This window comes from Mesorhizobium sp. M0478, assembly GCF_040321305.1.
Taxonomy (GTDB): domain Bacteria; phylum Pseudomonadota; class Alphaproteobacteria; order Rhizobiales; family Rhizobiaceae; genus Mesorhizobium.
Map to the genome: position 1 here is coordinate 1 of NZ_JAMYRH010000027.1, position 17412 is coordinate 17412.

Genomic DNA, 17412 nt, shown 5'->3' on the forward strand with positions numbered 1-17412 from the left:
CGTTATCGCAGCTTCAGAACTCGGTCCCGAAACGCTGCAAGATCGAATTCGCGCCGAGGCTTATGCAAGCGGAAGCGTGGTGGTCGGCCGATATGAGGTGGGCTGCGTGGTCACGACGAATGTAGGCACCACGGTCATGCGCCCGCGCTCCCCTCGTCCAGCCCGCTCGAGCTGAAATTGACTGCTCAACGATGGAGGCGGAGAAGGCGCACTAGAGCGGTCCGACCGCTACAGCGATAGCGCCATCAAGACAGCGCTGCTACGTCAGAGCAGCAGGTGAATTGTCACAAGCTCGATGATCAGCAAAACGGCGCACACCGTGCCCGCAAGGGCATAGCCTCTCCAATAGGCACGGATATCCTGATCGGTTTGGAATGCTTCTAGCCAGAGCCCGTCGGGGAAGACGCCAAGGCAAATTGGGATAGGCATCGCGGCTGGCACGATTGTATCAGGTGCTAAAGCATCTCTGCCCAACATGCAGGCGGCTCTCTGACCGCGAAGAACGCATATTAGCCTGCGCTAACTAATGGCGAAAGCCCTTCATCGAAATATCGCCGGCCTGTCCTGATTGTCTCTTTGGTTCTTTCAAACTGGGCAATGGCGTGTCGCCGCAGGAGAGCGGGACAAAGAACAACATCGTCTAGCCCCCTTGACCTGCCAAGAGGCATCTGAACAGGAAAAGGTGACGAAAAGCGCCAGGCGGCGCCGCAAGGCGAAGCTGTGTACGATCTGGAGCTCGCTACCGATCAGGTCATAGCTGGCTCCGGCGCCCCCCAGACCATCTGGCCGCTGGCGAAAATATGCGATCCTGCTAAACTTATCCCGTGTGAACACACATGAATGGGGGCTTTGTGCCGGTATCATATGACCTCATTGGCAAGACAGCCGTCGTAACCGGCGGAGCAAAGAGTATCGGCAAGGCAATCGTAGAGCGCCTTGTAGCGTCGGGTGCTTCAGTGCACGTGTGGGATCGAGATCAGATCGAACTGAAGGGTGTGGTGTCTACGAAGGTCGATATTACCAGCCGCGATCAGGTAACCCATGCGATCAACATGATCGTCGATCGTGGCCTGCGTATAGACGTTCTGGTTAACAACGCCGGTTATCTAGGAACCCTTCACCCGTTTGACCAACACGAACCTGCAGACTGGCGAAGCATCATCGAAACCAATCTGATCGGCACGATGCAAGTGACGCAGTTGGTTTTGCCCCACATGCGAAAATGGGGTGTTGGCCGCATTGTCAATATGGGCTCTTTGGCGGGCAAGGAAGGACTTGCCAACCTTGCCGCCTATTCAGCCTCCAGCGCAGGTATCGTAGTCTTCACAAAGGCGCTTGGGCGTGAGGTTGCCAATACAAACATACGCGTGAACTGCGTCGCTCCTGGGCCAATCGATACTGACATGATCCGAAACCTCGGGGTCGCAGCTGTCGAGACAATGATCGCCGATAGTCCAATGAACCGGCTCGGCCGGGTCGAAGAAGTTGCCCACATGGTGGCCTGGCTGTGCTCGGACGCCAGCAACTTCAATACCGGCGCGGTATTCGACATGTCGGGTGGGCGGGCGCGTTTACTAAGCGCCGACTGTCTCGGTGCTTTCAGGTGGCCCGGCGTCACCGTGGACCAAATACTCCCACCCCTAAACGGCGACCTATGTGATCCCCTCATGGCAACTCTGCGGTACGAGGTAAGGCGGGAACCGGATGGGACGTGGACGGTGTTCGACGTGTTCACCGGGCAGCCGGCTATTATAGTGGGCCACCCTTCTGTCGACCTTCCCGACATGGAGTATGCTGAAGAGCTGGCAGCCATCCTGAATGCCAACAACCTGAAGCATAGGCTATATCACGGGAGGTCCCCCGAAGGTTCGCCTGACCGAGGTGGCATGACAAGTTAGCCATTCAACCAGCCTTCGTACTGCCCATCCAGGATGGCTCGTCCGATTCCGAGCAAGCATTAGTTATTGAACTCCCGACTACGACGGTCTTAAATCGACTTCCCATTGCGTTTCGTAGGGAGGATGTGATGGGCAAGGTGGTGCCAATTCGCAGGGCCACGCCTTGCGTGGAAGTAGTCGGAGCCAGTGGCGAATGGGTAGGGTCGTCCGCATCATAGAGACCGACCAGGAAATTACACGCTCATTCGGCCTGAATCGTTTGCGCTGTCCTTCCCAGAAGGCCAGCGGATACGCCTGCATCTCGACAAAAAGCTCTGGGTGAACGGTGCTAAATCCCCGAGCCGTCCAGTTGCTGGCTGTCTTGCCTCCCCAGGGCGCCGGCATGGAGGCTCGGTTTCGGCAGTAACGTCGAGACGATGCGCTCGACGAGCCTGAAGGTCGATCGTGAAAAATCGGACGCTCAAAGCTCCTGCCTCGGGCCGCGTTCTCGCCGCTCAATGATCGTCGAACTGCCTGCGTAGGCGATCAGGTGAAACCAGACCTATTCCTCGCCCGTCACGCCTCTCTTTCAGCCGTGCGACGACTACATGCTGGCCGCTTTCTGAGGATTTTCACCGCGAAGCTGACGGTCCGCTTGCGGCCCCATCTCAGTCATACCGATCACAGGCAGGGCGTGAAGCGCGCGTCGCATTGCGAAGTTCTGCATTCGCTGAGAGAGGGCGGTCATGGCAGGCTGGTGATGTTCAACGTCACCGATTCCCTGGAAGGAACGCCACCATGACCAAGACAGAAGGTAAATCGACCAGCGCTGCCGTCAAAGACATTCTGCTTTCGAACCCGGAGGGGCTGCACGAAGTGATCCGTGCGGTAATGCAGGAGGTTCTCGAGGCCGAGATGGGGAGGCGCTGGGTGCTTCGAAGGGCGAACGCACGCCTGAGCGCCTTGGGTATCGCTCGGGTTACTACGGCCGCACCCTGGTCACCCGGGTGGGCAAGCTTGAGCTGCGGGTTCCACAGGACCGGGCGGGTCACTTCTCCACCGAGCTGTTCGAGCGCTACCAGCGTTCGGAGCGGGCCTTGGTTGCGACGCTTGCGGAGATGTATGTGCAGGGCGTGTCGACCCGCAAGGTCAAGGCGATCACGGAAGAGCTGTGCGGTCATGCGTTCTCGGCTTCGTCGATCTCGGCCATCAACAAGCGCTTGGACGAGAGCCTGAAGGCGTTTGCCGAACGACCTCAGGAGCCATTCCCCTACCTCATCCTCGATGCGCGCTACGAGAAGGTGCGTGAAGCCGGTGTTGTCATGAGCCAGGCGGTGCTGATCGCGGTCGGCATCGACTGGGACGGGCGCCGGCAGATCCTGGCCGTGGAGATGGCCAATCGCGAGAGCCGCTCGGCCTGGAAGGACTTCCTCGTCGGCTTGAAACGACGCGGTCTCAAGGGCGTCGAACTGGCCGTGTCCGACGACCATGCCGGCCTGGTCGCGGCGATCGGCGAGGTGATCCCGGAAGCAGCATGGCAGCGCTGCTACGTCCACTTCCTCAGGAACGCGCTCGATCACCTGCCCAGGAAGCACGGCGACGATTGTCTGCAGGAACTGCGCTGGCTCTACGACCGGCGCGATCTCGCCGAGGCCAAGGCCGATCTCGCCGCGTGGCTGTCCAAATGGTCCGCCCGCTACCCGCGGCTGACCACCTGGGCGGAAGAAGCCATAGAACAGACGCTGACTTTCTTCCGGCTGCCGCGTCAGCATCACAAGCACCTCAAGTCCACCAACATGCTTGAACGGCTCAACGAGGAAATCCGCCGGCGCACCTATGTCGTGCGCATCTTCCCGAACGCCGAAAGCTGCCTGCGCCTGCGCCTGGTCAGCTGGCCGTCGAAACCAATGAAAACTGGATGGAGGCCAACCGCTATATCAACATGGATGATCTGCGCGAGCACAAGAAGCTCGCTCTACGCCAAGCCGCATGACCAGTTTCATGATCGCCCATTTTGCAGAACTTGACGCACACAACCGTAGGGAAGGGCGGATTTAACCCCCAAAACACCCGCGACAGAGATGCTCAAGTCACGCTCTTCAAAGCCATTCTGATTAGACGTGACGCTGCGTTCGCAAAGGATATCGAGCGGGTTAGTTATGTATGAAAACTGTGACGCCCCGATCGAGCACGGATTCGCACGCATATTTCTCTAACCCACGCCTCTCGGGCGAATGAACCGCCTCTCTGCTTACTCTGGCCGTGCCGTCTTCTTCTCCCGCGGCAGTTCGCGTCTTTGTTTGCAGACGACCACGATCGATTTGTCCCAGCGATCCACTCGCCGCTGGGATAGATGATTGCTTTGCTGATCTTGAGGAACGATGGCCTGATCCGCATGCAACGCGCCCGTTCGAAGAGTCCCGTCGCTTACCTGGCCGTGACAGCGAGCGATGACTTATTCAGGGGTGAGCAAGTTGAGGGTCAGGCATTGGCGGGACAGATAGCAGAGTTGTGCAACAGATTGTTGCACCCGCGACCACGTCGGTAGAGACCCGAGGAGAAATGTCGGCGGCATCACCGCGGACGCTCGTGGTGACCCGAAGCTCTCAATAGAGCTCAATGACCGCTTTGCGTCTAATATGACAGGTCGAGCGCGCTACCCTCTTGCCTGAAAACCGGAACGGCCGGTTGCCGAATGGCTAGTTATCCAGAACCAATCTGACTTTCTGGGCGAGAGCTTGGAGGGTAGCGGGTTTCTGCAGGAGTTGAACGTTTGGATCGATGATCCCATTGCGAACTATGGCATCACGTGCGTAACCGGACGTAAAGAGCACCCTCAAGTCAGGCCGCAATTCAACGGCAGCATCCGCAAATTCCCGACCGTTCATTCCGGGCATGACAACATCCGTCAGCAGCAAGGAAACGTCTCCTCGATCCTCAAGAATGCGCAGGCCTTCAACCCCATTCTCAGCAGAAATCACCGAATAGTCGAGATCCTCGAGCATTTGCATTGTCAGTTGTCTTACACTCGCCTCGTCCTCGACGACGAGGATCAATTCCTCTGGCTTGCCATTGGCAACGTCTTGGCTGTTCGCCCGCCGTGCTCCATCGGCGGGACCATTGTGCCTTGGCAACCAGATGCTGATGGTAGTCCCCACCCCCAGTTTTGAATCGATTTTGACATAGCCACCGGACTGCTTGACGAAGCCAAACACCTGACTCAGCCCAAGGCCGGTTCCCTTGCCGACACCTTTGGTGGTAAAAAACGGCTCGAAGGCTCTTTCCAGAACCTCCGCGCTCATACCCGAGCCCGTGTCCCTCACCGCAATAAGGACGTAGGGGCCGGGGGAAATGCCATGATCTGCAGCAACCGACTGGTCGACCAGGAGTGCAGAGGTTTCGATTGTCAGGGTTCCGCCCTCCGGCATGGCATCGCGAGCGTTGACCGCCAGATTTACGAGGACATTTTCGAGTTGGCTGGGATCAGCGAGCACTGCACCGTCATCGGATTGCACGACCGTATTGAGTGTTACGTGCTCGCCCAGCGTCCGGCGCAAAAGCTCCGACATATCCTGCACCATCCGGCCGACGTCGAGGGATTCAGGGGAAAGCGGCTGCTGCCGGGAAAAAGCCAGTAGCCTTTGCGTCAGCATGGCAGCTTTGTGGGCACCCTCGGTCGCGGCTGCGATCAGTTGGTGCACGCCGGGCTCGCCGCGGTCGACGCGCCGCTGGATCAAGTTGAGTCCTGAGATGACAACTCCCAGCATGTTGTTGAAGTCGTGCGCGATACCGCCCGTGAGTTGCCCCACCGCCTCCATTTTCTGGCTTTGGCGCAGCTGATCCTCCAAATTCCTGCGGACGTTGATGTCGCGCCCGGCGGCGTAATATTGGTTGTTTCGCGGCATAAATTGCCAACTGTACCAGATGAACCTGCCATCATTGGCACGCATGCGTAAGTCGAGGTCGCGAACCGCAACCCGGCTATCCGATAGTGAGAGCCGTGTCACAGCCGCAACATCTTCAGGATGAACGAAATCCTCGAAAGTCTTACCCTCGACCTCGCTTTCGTCCAAGCCGAGATGCTCGGTCCAGGCCGGATTCACACTTTGGCACTTGAGGCCGAAATCCGTTACGACGAAAAGATCCTGGCTGACGCGCCAGATCATATCGCGCTCACCGGTTGCGTCAGCTACCCGTTGCTCCAACGTCTCATTCAGGGTCTTCAGCTTCAGTTGTGAGGACAGGCGATCTGTTACATCGCGCAAAAAGGCGGTGGTGAATTGCTTGGCGCCACCTGACCAACGGCTAATCGAAGCTTCGAGATGGCGCGTCGACCCGTTGCGCCGCTTCACGGAAACCTCTCGATGAACTATTTGCTGCCCTGAGCGACTGGCGTCGTGCAATTGCGACCACCGGTCGCCTTCCACGAACAGACCGGCGCTCGGCTGACCGGCAAGCGATGCCTTGTCGATTTCAAAGAGCACCTCGGCCGCCGAATTGGCTCCCTGGATTGCCCCAGTGTCATCCAGGGTAAGAATGGCTTCCGCGGCGCTTTCCATGACCGCATCATAACGGGCATTCTGCCGTTGGCGCAGCACGGCTTCCCGCCGCATCGCCCCCGTCACATCCGAAATCTGAATAAGGCATTCATACGCACCTATCGCCCCGATTGGTCGGATGGAAATGCTATGGATCAGCGGCTGGCCCGCTCGCGTCCGCAACGCAAGCAGGGCTGGGTGGAGTGTAGGGGTCAGCAGGCTGGAGGCCCCGGCTTCCAAAGCCTCGTTTAACGCAACGAGGATTGGGCCGAGCGGCCGGCCGGGAAAAAGCTCCTCCATTGATTTTCCGATCGCCTCGGTCGTCCGTATATTGCTGGCTGCGGCGATCCAGGCATTCCAGGCGGTCACTTGCCTTTGAGAACCGAGCACGATTATACCGCAATCGAGTGCATCTAATATCGGCGTCGAATTATCGTGAGAAGTGTTCAACATGGCACTATTTATCGTTCCCACCGATCCGCTCGATAAACTCGCACAAGAGGCCCTTTAAAACCGCTAGGGAAGGCATGTCCATCAGCATGGCAATGTAGCCCGTGATGTCATTGTCCTTGACGGTGAAGTTTATGTAGAGAAACAGTACGACCTCGCCGGGTAGGGGCGGCGGCGCCAGATTGAAGAAGTCGGTTCCAGTGCCTCGAATGACCTCAGGCAAGGAGACGCGAAGACTACGGCGCAACAGGTTGGCGATGGTGGCCAGGCAACTATTGAGAATGATGTTGCCCGTCTCTGCGAGTGCTTCCTGTTCAAGGTCGATGATGTCTTCCAATGAATGGTCCGGACCGGCTACAGCACGCACAAGTTCGAGACTTCGCTCCTCTGGGAAAATAAGCAGCGCGCGACCAGTGATATCACCTTCGAAAACCTGGTGAACGGCAACCAGACGGTCCATCTCGCGTTCGTCCAAGATATCGATGGCTTGCTGCCTGCCGACGAGGTTGATTCTTGGGACGGACAGGAACACCTGTCGTCCAACCATCTCGCGGAGATTCTTGGCGGCTCGGCTGACGGCGATGTTCACCAGTTCAGTGAGGGCATCCTTCTCGAGTTCTTCCAAGACAAGGTCGGCCGGAGTCATCATTGATCGTCCTGACCAATGGGAGTGTCGGGTTTGCCGAGAAACGCAACCAGGTCCGGGCCATTCACTGGCTTGGTCAGGAAGGAAGCGCCCAGCGCCTTTGCACCTTCGACTATCTCGTGCTGCTGATTAGCGGAAATCAGTGCCAATCGCATTGACGGATCCTGGGCACGAAAGTCCGCCGCCAAGGCAAGCCCATCGCGGCCGGGCATATTGTAATCCATCAACACGATATCAGCCGCGAACTCACTCGCCAGTTGAAGCGCCTCATCAGCGTTGCCGGCCTCTTTGCGCACCCATGTCGGATAGTTCTTGGCGAGAATCTTGACCAAGGCCATTCTCGCAAGCTTGCTGTCGTCGACGATCAAAACGTTCATTACGACCTTCATTTCAGCTGGGGTTAGGGATATCGCATAAAATGCAATAATTGTGAACTAGCCGCCATGCACTGCCCGGAAGCCGCGATGAAAATAGCTTTCGAGAAATGGCGAGCCCGACGGCCCAATGACTCTCACGCGGGCCGCCATCAGGACTTGCAGAACGGCAGCATGGATCTTGGTGCACTTCCGCCAGTCAACTAAGATGTTGCCTGACTCAACCAGCATTGCCAGCAAGGTTTCGCTGTCTTCTAAAGTGCAGTCGCCCTCAAGCCGGATCGGTCCACCGCTTGGGTCGGAAATGACGGTCATTTCACCAAAGCCTCCACATCGAGAACAAGCATGACGCGGCCATCACCCAAAATTGTGACGCCTGCAACGCCTTCTACACCCGCGAGCACCCCCTCGATGGGTCTCATCAGTATATCCATTGTCTCCCCGACATCATCGACCTCTATCCCGCACATGTCGTTCCCGACCAGGACGACTACGACTTGGAAATCGTCGGCGATCGATTCCGACGGCGTTTCGCCAAGCGTCGCCGCAAGACTAACGAGCGGGATGGTATGGCCGCGATGCCCGAACACGCGCGCGGCGCCAACCATCGAGACATCACCGCGCGAAAGTCGACGGGTTTCGATAACTTTCTCAAGCGGAACGCCAAAAACTTGTTTGACTACTTCCACGGTGACCAGGTGCGTCATCAGGATGGAGTAGGGCAGGGTGAATTTTGCGATCGTCCCGCTTCCGGGCTTCGTCTCAATGCCAACCGATCCGCCGAGCGCCTCGATCGCCGATCGCACCGCGTCCATCCCAACCCCACGACCGGAGACCGTGTTGACAGTTGCGGCTGTCGAGAACCCCGGATTGAACAGCAATTCCAACGCATCGTCATCGGAAAGCGAGGCGAACCCGGTCGTCAGGCCGCGTTCTGCCGCAACCCGTCGAACTCTCGCGAAATCCACACCTCGACCATCGTCTTCCACCTCAACGACAATGCTGTCGCCGACTTTCGCTGCACGCAGGCAGATCGTGGCATGCGGTGGCTTCCCCGTCCTGATGCGCTCGTCCGCCGGTTCGACACCATGGTCGATTGCATTGCGAAGAACATGCATAATCGGCTCTCCAAGAGCCTCGACGATGGTCTTGTCTGCTTCGGTGTTCTCCCCTTCTGTCACGAGAACCACTGACTTACCCGTTTCGGTCGCAAGGTCTCGCACCAAGCGCTGAAACCTTTGGAACACCTGTCGCATGGGCAAGACACGGATGCTCAAGACAGAACGCTGCAACTCATCGACCAACCTCTCCAGTCGGGATTGTTGTTCCTCCAACACGGCCGCCAAATCCGCCGATGGAGTTCCACTCCGGGCTAGCGTTGCGGCATGCGTTAGGGCATTCTTGGCAACCGACAGTTCGCCGGCCAAATTCACTAAGGCATCAATGCGTTCGACGCTCACCCGCAGTGATCGGGCAGCATTTGAGTTCGGGATGGCGAGGCGGGAATCCCGGTTCACGGAGAATTCGAGGACTTGGGCCTCGTCTCCCAAAACCCGGTCGATCAGGAGGATGAGTGCTTGTCGTCCCTCTGGATCGTCCGCGTCCGGCACACTACCATCGTAGCGTTCCAGCGTATCCTTGTGCCGGACGCTCCGAGCCAGGATATTCATCACCACGCGCCGCGCGGCGCCTACTCGGCCGGCCAGACCTGTGGTCGCGACCTGGGAAAGGAGTTGGGACTGCGCTTCGAGCAACAGCCGCGCCATCCGGCTAAGTCCTGCGCGCTGATCGGCTACGGCAGAAGAAAGCTCGCGGATCTCGAGGACGCTCGAAGAGTCCGAGCTTATCGCTTGGGTATAGCGCAACAAAGCGTCCTGCGGAGCAGAGGACAACGCTGTGAAGAGCAGGTTGCACTCGAATGGATCACCTTCCCTCAACGAAGGCCAGACATGAACCTGTTCCACATGAAGAGCTAACAGGCCAGGCAGGCCGGCGACCAACGCAAGGGGATCTTCGCCGCGAAAGAAGCACTGTGGGTCGGGCTGGAACAACAACCCGGTTGAGGCTCGGGCTGCGACATCATGGTTGGCCTTCAAAAGAGATGTCAACCACCCCGCCGCCAACAAGGCGGGCGGGCTCTTTCCCGGAGGTTCTTCCCATAGCGCCGCTTGCAAGCGGCGGACCATCTCATCCGCGGTCGACCCTGCATCCTCCGGGACAGTTCCCTTTACCTCAATGCTATCGAGCCAGCCGGTGACTTGATCCAATGCCCAGAGACAGTTGCCGATATCCGCAGTGCTTAACGTCCTCGTACCGGACCGGCCGGAATCGAGCAGTTCCTCAGCCGCGTGCAGACCCCTCGCCATATCTGGAAAATCGACGATACCGGCCCCGCCCTTGAGGGTGTGAAACGACCGAAAAGCACTGTCCAGCCTAGTGTGATCGCCTGAATCACCTTCGAGCGCCAGAAGATCCAGTGTTGCCTGCTGCACAGACTCGCGGCACTCCACCAGGAACTGCTCAAGAAGTTCAATCATGGGTTGATCCAGCAAGCAAGGCAACGAGCTCCAACAGGTCCTGCCCAGCGACGGGCTTGGCCGCGTAGAAGTTCGCTCCGGCAATTTGGGCAGCCCGCAGGTCATGGAGCCCGGCTTCCGTACTGGTGATGAGCACGGGGGTGGACGCAAACGGTTCGCCTCGTTGCCGAAGCATCCTTAAGAAGCTGAGGCCATCCATGACCGGCATGTTGATGTCCACGATCAGAAGGTCGACGATCTCGAACCCAAGCAGTTGCTCCAAGGCTTCCACCCCGTTCAAAGCCTCGAACACCTCATAGCCCGCTGGCTCCAGCACGCTTCGATAGTACAGGCGCACGAGAGCTGCGTCATCGACCACCAGGACGCGATGGAGCGTAGGTTTGCTCACCGCCCGACCTCTGGTTTCTGATAGACAATACCATCTTCGAACCGACGGATTTCGAACAGCGGAGAGATACGGCTCATCGACTCTGTGTGGCCAAGGCAAATGTAGCCGCCGGGTAAAAGGCTTTCATAGAGGTTGTCTGCAGCAATGCGACGCGAAGCGTCGTCGAAGTAGATGAGGACGTTTCGGCAAAAAATGACATCGAATTGGCCGTGGTGCCTGGTCTCGTTAGATTCTATTAGATTGACACTGGAAAATTGCACCGACTCCCTCAACTCATCGACAAGCCGCCACCGATCGTCGGCTTCTTGGTGAAAGTAGCGGTCGATGACCTGGCCCGGCAAGCGCATCAGTGCGCGCTTGTCATAAAAGCCGCGCTTGGCCGCGGCAAGCGCTTCGGTATCGATATCTGAGCCGCAAATCTCGATGCTGTAGGCGTCGACCAGCGGCCACTTGTCCAAGAGCCACATCGCAATCGAATAGGGTTCTTCCCCAGTCGCGCAAGGTACCGACCACAAACGCAACTGGTCTTTCCCATAGCCGGCTGCGATTCTTTCACGCAGCAAATCCTTCGTGAGACACCGAAATTGATGATCTTCCCGGTTGAAATAAGTCTCATTGACGGTAAAGGCGTTGATGAACTTCTCGATCTCACCCTCGGCATCAATACGAAGTTTTGCGAAATACCTTTCGAAAGAAGGAGAGGCGGTTGCGTTTGCACGATCAGCAATCCGGCGCTCTATGTAATAGCGCTTGGATACCGAATAGACCATGCCGGTGCGTCGATAGAGGAAGTCTCCCAGTCGACGGATCTCTTCGTCCGTGATCTCGATCACTGAGGGGCGTTCCGCGCCCCGATCCGGAGGGCCGCGGTTTTGGCGGCGAAATCCAAAAAGGGATCCGAGGGAAAACGCGCGGCGCACTGGAGCAACAAGGCAACGTGGTCAGGCGCCGCCACCTCCGCCATGACGTCGATCGCGGCACCGCAAACGTTGCCATTGCAATCATTAGCCAGGAGGGGAACCAGCAAATCAATCACCGTTGAAGGCTGCTGCGCGCGAACGAGTTCGCAGGCGAGGATGCGAACGTCGGGCTCCGGGTCACTGAGCAGTCCAGTCAACCGCGGCAGGAGCTGATCTTGCAATGCGCGCAAGGCGTCTAGTGCCCCGGTGCGCAAGCGGGCATCGTCGGATCGTAGGTATTGCAGAGCAACGTCGACGCTTGCCGCATTGGCTGATCGCATAAGGGCTGTAAACAAAGCCTGCAGCACGCCATCAACCGCTTCACTCTGAATCGCGCTGGAGATCACACCGGCGTTGTCAGAGGTGACAATAAACTCGCGAGCCGCCGCTCGCCTTTCCTCACTGTTCCGACTCGTCAACGAAGAAAATGCATCCGTGGGCGATGCGTCGCGGATCCCGGCTTGGTTGGGAAGCTCTTTGCGGATCAGAGGCAAGGCACAACCTTCATCAATTGCCGGGCTATCTCGGGTAGCGGCAGAATCCAATCTGCACCACCGCCCTTGACCAATTCCCCGGGCATCCCCCAAACCACTGCGGTTTCTTCCGCTTCAGCGATCGTCGTTCCGCCTCGCTCGTGCAGGAGTTTCATAGCACTGGCGCCGTCATTGCCCATTCCGGTCATGAGAATACCGATAAGGTCGCTGGGAGGTATTTGTTCCATGGCACTTCGAACAAGCCGGTCGGCGCTTGGATGCCAGGGATAGTCGACCTGGGACGGGACATTCATGGCAAATACGACGCCTCCTCGGCGCGATAAAATCATGTCCGCCCCACCCCGCGCAATGTAAGCGACACCAGGCACGACTTCCGTAGGGCGGGTAACCTCCACGATCTCGATGGCGCTCAGGCTGTTCAAACGTTTGGCCAGTGCGCCCGTGAAGGATTCTGGCATGTGCTGAGCAATCAAAATTGGCCAGGAGAACGATGCTGGCAGCGCTCCGACAACAGCCTCCAGTGCTGGCGGCCCTCCTGTCGAAACGCCGATGAGCACCAGCCCATTTACCCCAGTTTTTACGATGGGTTTTTTTGACGCTATTGGGGCGGGATAAGGACTTGTCGGCAGCGGCTGCCGTATAGGGTGGCGTATACGTTCCTGCAATCGCAGCGTGGGTTTGATGCCGGTGACGGCGGCGGTTCGAATCTTGTCGAGCAGATCGTCTTTCATCTGATCAACGCGTAAGGACAATGTTCCCGAAGGCTTCGCAACGAAATCGAATGCGCCGAGGCGAAGCGCTTGCAGGGTCTCATCGGCGCTCTGTGATGTCACCGACGATACCATGACGACCGGGGTCGGCCTTTCCAGCATGATACGATCAAGGCACATAAAGCCGTTCATCTGCGGCATGTGGACATCGAGCGTGACCACATTGGGGCGGAAGGCGTGCAGGCGCTCCAGTCCTTCGGCGCCATTTCGAGCGGTTTCAACTTGGAATTCGGATGCGTCCGACAGCATTCCGGCAAGCAGCTTTCGAACGAGGGCAGAGTCGTCGATGATCAGAACCTTGATCAAGTCTGCAGCTTGGTTTGAAAAGAGTCCAGAAAGGTGCGCTCGGCACGCGTGAGCAGTTCGGTTGGATCAAGCAGCATGAGGATGCGAACGCCTTCATCCAGGCTGACGATCGACTGGATCAGGCGCGTAGTTTCTCCCGCCAGATCCGGCGCCCGAGCGAGCGCTGATGCATCGACGCCCAGGACTTCCGAGACGCTGTCGACGATGATCCCGGCGCGGTGGGAACCGGATTTGACCACAATCAGACGCGTCCGGCCACGATTCTCAAGCGGCGGCATGTCGAAGCGCTTCCGCTGATCGATGACAGGCAGCACCTCGCCGCGCAGATTGATGACCCCTTCAAGAAATTTGGGCGTCTTTGGAACCCGCGTCACACGCTCCGGCACCAGTGCAACTTGCTCGACGGCCTCAATGGGCAAGGCGAATTCGCCGGCGCCAAGTTGGAAGGCGAGCAGCTTGATCTCGTCGCGCTTTGAACCTTCTGTCGGTGCGGAGCCGTCTCGGGCCGGAGCTTGCACATGACCCAGACCACGCATGGTTTCCTCGCTGAGCAACAAATCCGGGTGCAAGACCGAAAGCAGCCGGCTATCCGCCTCGCTCCGATAGATTGCCTTGACCTTAGCCTCGCCGCCAATTCTGGCTGCCATAATTGGCGGCACGGGTTCCAGCCTCAGAGGATCGATGGCGATGCTCTGCTTGACAGCGTCGACAACGACGCCGACCGCGGTGCCGCGGACATACGCGACGATGACCTTCTCATTTCCCTGAAGCTCGTTAGCGAGGCCAAACAGTGCTCTTAGGGACAAAATTGGCAGCAGTCCGTCGCGGAACGATATCAAACCAGGGACCTGCGCATCCGCGCCCGGCAGAGAAGTCAGGCCTCGGGGGATATTGAAGACCTCCTGCACCACGGCAAATGGAAATGCGTAATCCTGCCCATCCACTACGAACGTTGCGAGCATTTCTCGACCTACAGCGCCTATCGCGCTCATATCAGGAACCAACGTGCGGCTGCGGCCGGTTACACGATCCCGGGCTTGGGGGGTAAACGCCCCTTCGAGCAGGGTATCAACGTTGAGAATCCTCACCGCCTCGCCATCATTTGAGAAGACACTGTCATCGCCGCTGCTCACCGCGGCGCCCTTGAGTGAATGACGCTGCTCGATGCTGCTTGCCTGTACGTTGACGATCCCTTCGACAGTGTTGACAAGCAGCGCATACGGCGCGGGTGCGTCGATGACCACGGCTCGCGCCGAATCCGACAGAGCTTCAGAAGCAAGTCGCAGCAAGCGGCTCAAGTCCGCAATTGGCACAATTGACCCACGCAAGTTCGCTAATCCGCACAAAGCCGCTGGGGCTTGCGGCACCTTTGCCATTACGGGTACCCTGACGATCTCGGCCACCCGATCGACCGGAACCGCGTAAGTATGCTCGGAGCAGCGAACCGCCAAGAACCGTTTGGATAGCGCCGCTGGCGCGCCTTGCTCAGACATTTTGTGACTTGAGCTCTTCAGCGAGGGAGGCAATCTCCTCAATCGCCGCAGCCAGGTCCTCAGCTCCTCGCGCTTGCTCTTGGGAAGCGGTCGATGCCTCTCTAGACGCTGCACCGGCTTCCTCTGCGGCTGTTGCAATCTGCTTCGCGCCAGCTGAAGCCTGGCTCGCCGCAGCGAGTATGTCGGTAGCGCCAGAATTGATCGCTTTGCTCGCCTCGACGAGCTGCGCCAGCTCTTCTTTGGTCTTCTCAAATACCGCTAAAGTGGCGCGACTATTCTGAATCTCGACTTCCGACAGGCCGCAGATCCGCTCGAGATCGCCACGCAGCGAAGATATCTGCTCGATCATTCCGCGAACCGTATCCTTCACTTTATCCAAGGATTGCGATGCTTCGCGCGCCAGCCCGCGAATGTCTTTGGACACCAAGGAGAAGCCGCTGCCATAGTCGCCCGCCCTGGCTGCTTCGACCGCTCCACTGACGGCAAGCATGCTGGTCTGAACCGCGACTAATGTGATCGCATCGACGATCTTCTCGATCTTGCGGCCAGTTACCTCCAAACTAAGCAACGCAGATACGCTCGCTGTCGTGTCCTGGAGGGAACCCGTCAATCCGTTAATAAGGCTTTCGACCGCCGCGTAAGTTTCCCTCAGCGACTGTTCCATCGCTGCAACACGCTCCTCGGCTGCAACTGCATTTTCTTTTGCAAGGGCAGCACTTTGCTCGATCTGGCTCAGTGAGGCCGAACTTTCGTGGGTGGCCGCCGCCTGCTGCTGGGCGCCACGGTTGATCTGCTCGACCGCAGCCAGAATCTGACCGGCGGCCCCCGAGAGCTCCTGAATATTCGCCGACAGCTGTTCGGCTGCCGAGGACGCCTGCTCGGCGGCTTTTCCCGCGTCTCCGCCGCGCAATAGATTAGCCAAGCGTGCCAGCGCGTGCGCTGCCGTTTGGCCTTCAACAAGCGCCTGCGTCTGCTGTTGGATCGCTGCCTGCGATTCCGCAGCTGCAGCCGACTGCTGCTCCGCGGCACTGGCAACTTGCTCGGCACCTTTTTGCGCCTCGGTGGCGGCTTTTTCGGCTTCAACCGAAGCCAGCGAGATGGCGCGGCTGCCGAGCGCGATCTCGCCCGCGGTTTCCCGCATGGCGCGAAGGTTTCGCAGCACGACGTTTGAGGCCTTTGCTTCGGATGCCGCAGCGTGAGCGGCAGCAGCGACTCCGGCTGCAACCGCGCTGACATCTTTTTGGATGCTGGTGGATAGCGCCTGAACTTCACGTGCGCTGGTGTCGGATATCTGCGCCAGCGACCTTACTTCTTCAGCGACTACGGCAAATCCGCGGCCATGATCGCCGGCGCGAGCGGCTTCGATGGCGGCGTTTAGGGCAAACAGATTCGTCTGGTCCGAGATGCGGCTGACCGTGCGGCCTATAGCTCCGACTTCTTCAGCGCGTTTTTCGATAACGGCAATCAATTGTGCCGAGCTTTCCTGGCGAGCGGCATTTCGTTCAATCGCACTGACCGCATTCATCACCTGATTCGTCACATCAGCAAGCAAGCCTTGCACCGATTCCGATCGCCTTTGCGAATCCTCGGCTAAGCGTCGTCCCACGGCCAGCGTTTGCGTGGAGTCGCTGATTGTGCGCAGTTGTTCTTCAGCCGCGCCTGATGCTTCCTCCGCACCCGCGGCGATCTGTTCCATCGATCGCCGTAATTCTTCACCGGCGGCCGATGCCTCGGTGATGCCGCTGGCCAGCTCCTCAGTGGCGGCGGCAAACCGTTCGGCTATTTGTCCGTGAGGTAGGTCTGATTTGATGCTTTGGCGTGATCTGGCCGGCAAATCTGCTTTTTCGGGATGCAAACCCTTGTCTGGTCCAGTGCGTTTCGCGATCCTTGACGTCTTAACGAGCGACATATTGGATGAAATCCTATTTCGCGGTAGCGGCGTTTGCCTGATTTCTATCTTATCGCCGGTAAGCGCGCCACCGCAGATAGCCTGGCCACGTGCTCAGACTTCAAGTTGGTGAGGCAATCCTGCTGGATTGCGGTCGGCCACTATCGCAAGGCAGGTGCCACTGGCCGCATATAAGCGGTCCGCTGTTCGATGAACGATGCCATTGCGGTAGGTTCGCTTTCTTCCAAAATGAGAGATCATCGAGGGAAGGGCCCACCGCGCAACTGAGATAAAAACCGCGACCAGTTTGTTTTGGCCGCAGATGCGGCAACTCGGGAATTTAATCGAAACGGAACCCATACCCATACCCGGACGCCACCCATTTTGGAACCGAAGGCGCCCGGCCTTGCAACCCTGGAAGCCGCTGAATATGAGGTTCAAGGGCGCCGCTTCTAGGCGAAATGGGGGTGGGTGACCGTCACGGTCTCGCCGGCCATTTCCTCGACATGGGGCATTTCGCGCGCTCCTAGATGTTTGATCCCAGGCTTTGATGGCGCATACTTTTCGTCCGAATCAAAGGATGCGCTATGGCCAGGTTCTTCATGGGAGCGCCACGACGACAGAGGCGATCCGTCGAGCGATACAGCATAGTCAAGAGAGCCTGAGGGCGCTGGCGAAGCGCTACGGCATCA

General features: G+C 58.3%; 13 protein-coding genes and 2 pseudogenes. 3 read left to right on the plus strand and 12 right to left on the minus strand.

The genetic code is table 11. The annotated features are described in order from the left end of the window. Positions 1 to 264: 264 nt before the first annotated feature. Positions 265 to 477, minus strand: a complete 213-nt coding sequence (locus tag NKI64_RS31610; protein WP_023695016.1) for a hypothetical protein — start codon at positions 475 to 477, stop codon at positions 265 to 267. Between the two features lie 359 nt (positions 478 to 836). On the opposite strand from NKI64_RS31610, the gene NKI64_RS31615 reads away from it, so the two are divergent. Together NKI64_RS31615 and NKI64_RS31620 are read left to right on the plus strand one after the other, a co-directional pair. Beyond that, entirely contained in the window at positions 837 to 1898 is a 1062-nt protein-coding gene (locus NKI64_RS31615) for an SDR family NAD(P)-dependent oxidoreductase (protein WP_352672011.1), read from the plus strand. 777 nt (positions 1899 to 2675) lie between these two features. Next, positions 2676 to 3870: pseudogene (locus NKI64_RS31620) on the plus strand (IS256 family transposase). 706 nt (positions 3871 to 4576) lie between these two features. Here the strand turns inward: NKI64_RS31620 and NKI64_RS31625 are convergent. From NKI64_RS31625 to NKI64_RS31675, 11 genes are read right to left on the minus strand one after another with little or no spacing between them, the layout of a single operon-like run. After that, on the minus strand, positions 4577 to 6868 hold the full coding sequence (locus NKI64_RS31625) for a PAS domain-containing hybrid sensor histidine kinase/response regulator (protein ID WP_031204560.1): 2292 nt from the start codon (positions 6866 to 6868) through the stop codon (positions 4577 to 4579). A gap of 4 nt (positions 6869 to 6872) precedes the next feature. Next, on the minus strand, positions 6873 to 7514 hold the full coding sequence (locus NKI64_RS31630; protein ID WP_023673726.1) for a chemotaxis protein CheX: 642 nt from the start codon (positions 7512 to 7514) through the stop codon (positions 6873 to 6875). Further along, entirely contained in the window at positions 7511 to 7888 is a 378-nt protein-coding gene (locus NKI64_RS31635; protein ID WP_023707350.1) for a response regulator transcription factor, read from the minus strand. Before NKI64_RS31635 ends, NKI64_RS31630 begins: the two co-directional genes overlap by 4 nt. A gap of 57 nt (positions 7889 to 7945) precedes the next feature. Continuing rightward, positions 7946 to 8200 (minus strand): hypothetical protein, encoded by a 255-nt coding sequence (locus tag NKI64_RS31640; RefSeq protein WP_023673728.1) that lies wholly within the window; start codon positions 8198 to 8200, stop codon positions 7946 to 7948. After that, on the minus strand, positions 8197 to 10422 hold the full coding sequence (locus NKI64_RS31645; RefSeq protein WP_352672014.1) for a chemotaxis protein CheA: 2226 nt from the start codon (positions 10420 to 10422) through the stop codon (positions 8197 to 8199). The genes NKI64_RS31640 and NKI64_RS31645 overlap by 4 nt, the downstream gene beginning before the upstream one ends. Next, on the minus strand, positions 10415 to 10810 hold the full coding sequence (locus tag NKI64_RS31650; RefSeq protein ID WP_023673730.1) for a response regulator: 396 nt from the start codon (positions 10808 to 10810) through the stop codon (positions 10415 to 10417). The genes NKI64_RS31645 and NKI64_RS31650 overlap by 8 nt, the downstream gene beginning before the upstream one ends. Further along, positions 10807 to 11643, minus strand: a complete 837-nt coding sequence (locus NKI64_RS31655) for a CheR family methyltransferase (protein ID WP_023817049.1) — start codon at positions 11641 to 11643, stop codon at positions 10807 to 10809. Before NKI64_RS31655 ends, NKI64_RS31650 begins: the two co-directional genes overlap by 4 nt. Next, complete coding sequence (locus NKI64_RS31660; protein WP_023673732.1) at positions 11640 to 12263, minus strand: HEAT repeat domain-containing protein; 624 nt, start codon at positions 12261 to 12263, stop codon at positions 11640 to 11642. The genes NKI64_RS31655 and NKI64_RS31660 overlap by 4 nt, the downstream gene beginning before the upstream one ends. Next, entirely contained in the window at positions 12254 to 13339 is a 1086-nt protein-coding gene (gene cheB, locus NKI64_RS31665) for a chemotaxis-specific protein-glutamate methyltransferase CheB (RefSeq protein ID WP_352672017.1), read from the minus strand. The genes NKI64_RS31660 and cheB overlap by 10 nt, the downstream gene beginning before the upstream one ends. Further along, the gene (locus tag NKI64_RS31670) at positions 13336 to 14832 is read right to left on the minus strand and encodes a chemotaxis protein CheW (RefSeq protein WP_352672019.1); all 1497 of its coding nucleotides are present in this window, start codon (positions 14830 to 14832) and stop codon (positions 13336 to 13338) included. Before NKI64_RS31670 ends, cheB begins: the two co-directional genes overlap by 4 nt. After that, positions 14825 to 16741 (minus strand): methyl-accepting chemotaxis protein, encoded by a 1917-nt coding sequence (locus tag NKI64_RS31675; protein WP_352672021.1) that lies wholly within the window; start codon positions 16739 to 16741, stop codon positions 14825 to 14827. The genes NKI64_RS31670 and NKI64_RS31675 overlap by 8 nt, the downstream gene beginning before the upstream one ends. Before the next feature lie 559 nt (positions 16742 to 17300). On the opposite strand from NKI64_RS31675, the pseudogene NKI64_RS31680 reads away from it, so the two are divergent. Next, positions 17301 to 17412 (plus strand): annotated as a pseudogene (locus tag NKI64_RS31680) (IS481 family transposase); the annotation flags it as partial.

What these genes read in the sequence shown, in the direction of transcription:
- NKI64_RS31610 (WP_023695016.1), bottom strand. Translation starts at nt 477, where the DNA reads ATGTTGGGCAGAGATGCTTTAGCACCTGATACAATCGTGCCAGCCGCG.
- NKI64_RS31615 (WP_352672011.1), top strand. Translation starts at nt 837, where the DNA reads ATGAATGGGGGCTTTGTGCCGGTATCATATGACCTCATTGGCAAGACA.
- NKI64_RS31625 (WP_031204560.1), bottom strand. Translation starts at nt 6,868, where the DNA reads ATGTTGAACACTTCTCACGATAATTCGACGCCGATATTAGATGCACTC.
- NKI64_RS31630 (WP_023673726.1), bottom strand. Translation starts at nt 7,514, where the DNA reads ATGATGACTCCGGCCGACCTTGTCTTGGAAGAACTCGAGAAGGATGCC.
- NKI64_RS31635 (WP_023707350.1), bottom strand. Translation starts at nt 7,888, where the DNA reads ATGAACGTTTTGATCGTCGACGACAGCAAGCTTGCGAGAATGGCCTTG.
- NKI64_RS31640 (WP_023673728.1), bottom strand. Translation starts at nt 8,200, where the DNA reads ATGACCGTCATTTCCGACCCAAGCGGTGGACCGATCCGGCTTGAGGGC.
- NKI64_RS31645 (WP_352672014.1), bottom strand. Translation starts at nt 10,422, where the DNA reads ATGATTGAACTTCTTGAGCAGTTCCTGGTGGAGTGCCGCGAGTCTGTG.
- NKI64_RS31670 (WP_352672019.1), bottom strand. Translation starts at nt 14,832, where the DNA reads ATGTCTGAGCAAGGCGCGCCAGCGGCGCTATCCAAACGGTTCTTGGCG.
- NKI64_RS31675 (WP_352672021.1), bottom strand. Translation starts at nt 16,741, where the DNA reads ATGTCGCTCGTTAAGACGTCAAGGATCGCGAAACGCACTGGACCAGAC.